At 76.0% G+C, this 4,399-nt stretch carries 4 protein-coding genes; 2 read left to right on the top strand and 2 right to left on the bottom strand.

The window, feature by feature from the left end; translation table 11 throughout:
- Nucleotides 1–171: 171 nt before the first annotated feature.
- Complete coding sequence (locus tag G6556_RS17445; RefSeq protein ID WP_166944217.1) at nucleotides 172–882, bottom strand: response regulator transcription factor; 711 nt, start codon at nucleotides 880–882, stop codon at nucleotides 172–174.
- A 5-nt stretch (nucleotides 883–887) separates the two neighbouring features.
- A complete protein-coding gene (locus tag G6556_RS17440) occupies nucleotides 888–2,219 on the bottom strand; it encodes a histidine kinase (RefSeq protein ID WP_166944215.1) in 1,332 nt (443 codons plus the stop codon).
- Between the two features lie 155 nt (nucleotides 2,220–2,374).
- Here G6556_RS17440 and G6556_RS17435 point away from each other — a divergent pair, with 155 nt between their 5' ends.
- Both G6556_RS17435 and G6556_RS17430 read left to right on the top strand, forming a co-directional pair.
- Nucleotides 2,375–3,067: a response regulator transcription factor gene (locus tag G6556_RS17435; protein ID WP_147794118.1), complete on the top strand. Its 693-nt coding sequence runs from the start codon at nucleotides 2,375–2,377 to the stop codon at nucleotides 3,065–3,067.
- A gap of 3 nt (nucleotides 3,068–3,070) precedes the next feature.
- Nucleotides 3,071–4,396, top strand: coding sequence for an ATP-binding protein (locus G6556_RS17430; protein ID WP_166944213.1), 1,326 nt, complete (start codon nucleotides 3,071–3,073; stop codon nucleotides 4,394–4,396).
- The last annotated feature ends 3 nt before the right edge of the window (nucleotides 4,397–4,399 follow it).

Genomic DNA, 4,399 nt, shown 5'->3' with positions numbered 1-4,399 from the left:
GGCGGGGGTGGGGACGAACGGGTCCACGGCTGTGCTCCTGGGACTCGGGATCGGGACGTCCCCGACGCTACGGACCGGGGCCGCGCCGCCGCGTCCACCCCCGGTCCGGACCTCGCGTCATCCCGGGGTACGACGCCGGGGTCGCGGGGCGCGACCGGGGTCAGAGGCGGGTCACGCCCCGGGGACGACCAGCCCGGTCTCGTACGCCACGACGACGGCCTGCACCCGGTCGCGGGCGCCGAGCTTCGCCAGGATCCGGCCGACGTGCGTCTTGACCGTGGCCTCGGCGACGAACAGGTCCTCGCCGATCTCGGTGTTGGACCGCCCGCGGGCCATGAGGACGAGCACCTCGCGCTCGCGGTCGGTCAGCGTCGCGAGCGCCTCGGCCCCGGCGGACGCCTGCTGCTGCTCGGCGGGCAGGGCCGTGACCAGGTGCTCCAGCAGGCGCTTCGTCGACGACGGGGCGATGACGGCGTCGCCGCGGTGCACGGTGCGGATGGCCGCCAGCATGTCCTCCGGCGGGGCGTCCTTGAGCAGGAAGCCGCTCGCGCCCGCGCGGATCGCGGCGAGCACGTACTCGTCCAGGTCGAACGTGGTGAGCACGATGATCCGGGGCGCGGGGTGCTCGGGCGTCCCGGCGGCGACGATCCGCTCGGTGGCCGCGAGGCCGTCGAGGTTCGGCATCCGGACGTCCATCAGCACGACGTCGACCGGGCCGAGGACGCCGGCCTGGGCGGTGCCGGCGGTGAGGGCCTGCACGGCCTGGGCGCCGTCGCCCGCCTCCAGGACCACCTCGAGGTCGGGCTGGGAGTCGATGACCAGGCGGAACCCGGCGCGCACGAGCTGCTGGTCGTCGACGAGGCCGACGCGGATGGCGGACATGGGCGTCAGCCTAGGGTGCCGGGCGCGGCGGCCCGGTCGTCCGCCGGCGCGCCCGGGGGCAGCGGCAGCTCGGCGCGCACCCGGAACCCGCCGCCGGGACGCGGTCCGGCGCTCAGCGTGCCGCCGACCATCGTCGCGCGCTCCCGCATGCCGAGCAGGCCCTGCCCGGCGCCGTCGGAGTCGGCGGCGGCACCGCGGCCGTCGTCGGTGATCTCCAGCACCAGCGCGGCGGCCTGCCACTGCGCCAGCACCGTGACGGTCACGTCCGGCCCGCCGTGCTTGAGCACGTTGGTCAGCGCCTCCTGGCAGATCCGGTAGACCGTCAGGCCGATGCCCGGCGGCAGCCGGCGGGGCGTGCCCATCCGGACCAGCGACGCGCGGACCCCGGAGGACCGCACCTGCTCGACCAGCGACTCCAGGTCGTGCTCGGCGGGCTGCGGCGTGTACGGCGCGGCGCCGGTCGCGCCGTCGCCCGGGACGCCCGGCCCGCCGGGGAGCGCGAGCAGCCCCGGCGTCCCGGTGGCTGCGCCGGAGCCCGGCACCCGCTCCGGCTCGCGCAGCACCCCGAGCAGCCGGCGCATGTCGGCCAGCGCGGCGCGGCCGGTCTCGGCGATCGTGCCGAGGGCGCGGGTCGCCGCCTCCGGGTCGGCCGCGGCCGCGTACCGGCCGCCGTCCGCCTGCGCGACGACGACGGACAGCGAGTGGGCGACGATGTCGTGCATCTCGCGCGCGATCCGGGTGCGCTCGGCGGCGGTGGCGATCCGGGCCTGCTGGTCGCGCTCGACCTCCAGCCGCTCGGCGCGGTCGCGCAGCGCGGCGATCGTCACGCGCCGGGACCGCCGGACCAGGCCGAACGCCCACACGGCCAGGGCGGTGACCGAGGCGAACAGCCACAGGGCGATCGCGGACGCCGCCATCTCCGCGAGGCTGCCGGCCCAGGACTGGACCAGCAGCCCGGAGACCATCACCAGGTTCCCCACCAGCGCGGACCCCATCGCCGTCAGGTGGGCCCAGCGCGGCCCGTGCACGGTGACGGAGTACAGGGCGAGCAGCACCGCCAGGTCCGACGGCAGCAGCAGCGGGACGCCGACGAGGAGGTGCAGGAGGCAGGCGACGTAGACGGCGACCACCGCGGCGACCGGGTGCGTCCGCCGCCAGCCCAGCGGCGCCCACGCGAGCGCCGCCAGGCCCGCCCCGGCGTAGGAGCCGAGCCCCCAGTTCGGCGCCATGCTCGCGCCGAGGGGGACGACGACGAGCCCCGTCAGCACCATCAGGCTGAGGTCGATCCCGAGCTGGTGGCGTTCCTCCCACCGCGTGAGGCGTTCCCACCACGTCATCGCGCCAGCGTAGGTCGGCGTGCCGGCAGGGTCGTGCCCCCGGGGGCGGACCGAGGTCCCGGTCGGGGTCCGACCACGGGAGGACGGGCGGACTTCACCGAACCGATACCCCGGTGCGCCGTGTCGTAGACCGTCCCATGACCTAACATGGCGGAATGACGCAGGTGCTGCTGGCGGAGGACGATCCCGCGATTGCCGAGCCTTTGGCGCGGGCGCTGGGCCGGGAGGGCTACGATGTCCGGGTCCAGGGGACGGGGCAGGGGGCCATCGACCGCGCGAGCGAGGCGGACCTCGTCGTGCTGGACCTCGGGCTGCCGGACATGGACGGGCTCGACGTGGCCCGCGCGATCCGGAACCAGGGCCTGACCACGCCCGTGCTGGTGCTGACCGCCCGCGCCGACGAGGTGGACCTCGTCGTCGGGCTGGACGCCGGTGCCGACGACTACGTGACCAAGCCGTTCCGGCTGGCCGAGCTGCTCGCCCGCGTGCGGGCCCTGCTGCGGCGCACCGGCGGGGACACGCCCGACGAGGACGAGCTGCGCAGCCAGGACGTCCGCGTGGACGTCGCGGCGCACCGCGCGTTCCAGGCGGAGCGCGAGCTGCACCTCACCGCCAAGGAGTTCGACCTGCTCCGCGTGCTGGTCGGCGCGGCGGGCACCGTCGTGGCCCGCGAGACGCTCATGCGCGAGGTGTGGGGCTCCGACCCGACCGGCTCCACCAAGACGCTCGACATGCACGTGTCGTGGCTGCGCCGCAAGCTCGGCGACGACGCGAGCGCGCCCCGGTACATCAGCACCGTGCGGGGGATGGGCTTCCGGTTCGAGTCCGGCGAGGGCAACCGGGGCTGACCCGTGCGCCGCCGCGTCCTCCAGGCCACCATCGCGGCCGTCACGGTGGCGGTCGTCCTGCTCGGGTTCCCGCTCGCCTTCCTCGGCGCGCAGTACGTCCGGGACAACGAGATCGGGTCGCTCGAGACCCGCGCGTCCGACCTGGCGCGGCAGATCGACAGCCGCGTCCAGGAGGGCACGCCGCTGTCCGACACCATGCTCGAGCCGTACGTCGACCGCGGCGGCGGCGTCGCGGTGAGCATCTTCGTCGTCACCACCGACGGCGCCCGCTACCAGGCGGGCCCGGACGTGCCCGAGCGCGCCATCACGATCACCGAGACGTCCACCACCGGCGCCCGGATCACCATGTACGCGCCGTGGTGGGACGTGTTCCTCATGAGCGCGCAGATCATGGGGCTGGTCGTCGCGGCGGCGATCGTCGCGTTCGCGGCCGGGATCGGCATGGCCATCTGGCAGGCGAACCGGCTGGCCGCCCCGCTCGTCTACCTCGCGGCGTCCGCGGAGCAGCTCGGCTCGGGGCAGGTGCGGCCGCAGCTGGAGCCGTCCGGCGTCGAGGAGATCGACCTGGTCGCGGCCGAGCTCGCCCGCAGCGCCGACCGGATGGCCGGCCGGCTCGCCGCCGAGCGGCAGTTCGCGTCCGACGCGTCGCACCAGCTCCGCACCCCGCTGACCGCGCTCACCATGCGGCTCGAGGAGATCATGCTGGCCTCTGACGACCCGGCGGTGCGCGAGGAGGCGCGGATCTCGCTGGAGCAGGTCGAGCGGCTGGTCACCGTCGTCGACGACCTGCTGACCCGGTCGCGGCGCGCGCAGGGCGGTACCACCGAGGCGATCCGGCTGGGCGACGTCGTGCACCAGCAGGAGGAGGAGTGGCGGCCGACGTTCGAGGCCGAGGGCCGCCGCCTCGTCATCGAGGTCGACCCGCAGGCCCAGGTGCTCGCCACGCCCGGCGCGCTGGCCCAGGTGCTGGCGACGCTCATCGAGAACTCGCTGCGGCACGGCGGCGGCACCACGACGGTGCGGTCCCGCGCGGGGGCCGCGCGCTCGGTCGTGGTCGAGGTGGCGGACGAGGGCGACGGCGTCCCGGACGACCTGGCGCCGCGGATCTTCGAGCGCGAGGTCACGTCCGGCAAGGGCACCGGCCTCGGCCTGTCGCTCGCGCGGGACCTGGCGTCGGCCGACGGCGCCCGGCTCGAGCTCGCGCAGCGCCGGCCGGCGGTGTTCGCGCTGTTCCTGGCGGGCGTGCCGGCGGCGATGGCGCCCGACGTGGTCCTGCCGCGCGGCTCGGTCATCTCCCCGCGCTCCGAGCGGGCCCGCCGCCGCCGCTGACCC

The sequence above is a fragment of the Cellulomonas sp. IC4_254 genome (genome assembly GCF_011603975.1).
Taxonomy (GTDB): Bacteria; Actinomycetota; Actinomycetes; order Actinomycetales; family Cellulomonadaceae; genus Cellulomonas.
Note: the sequence above shows the minus strand (reverse complement) of the source record. Positions and strands in the feature narration are given on the sequence as shown.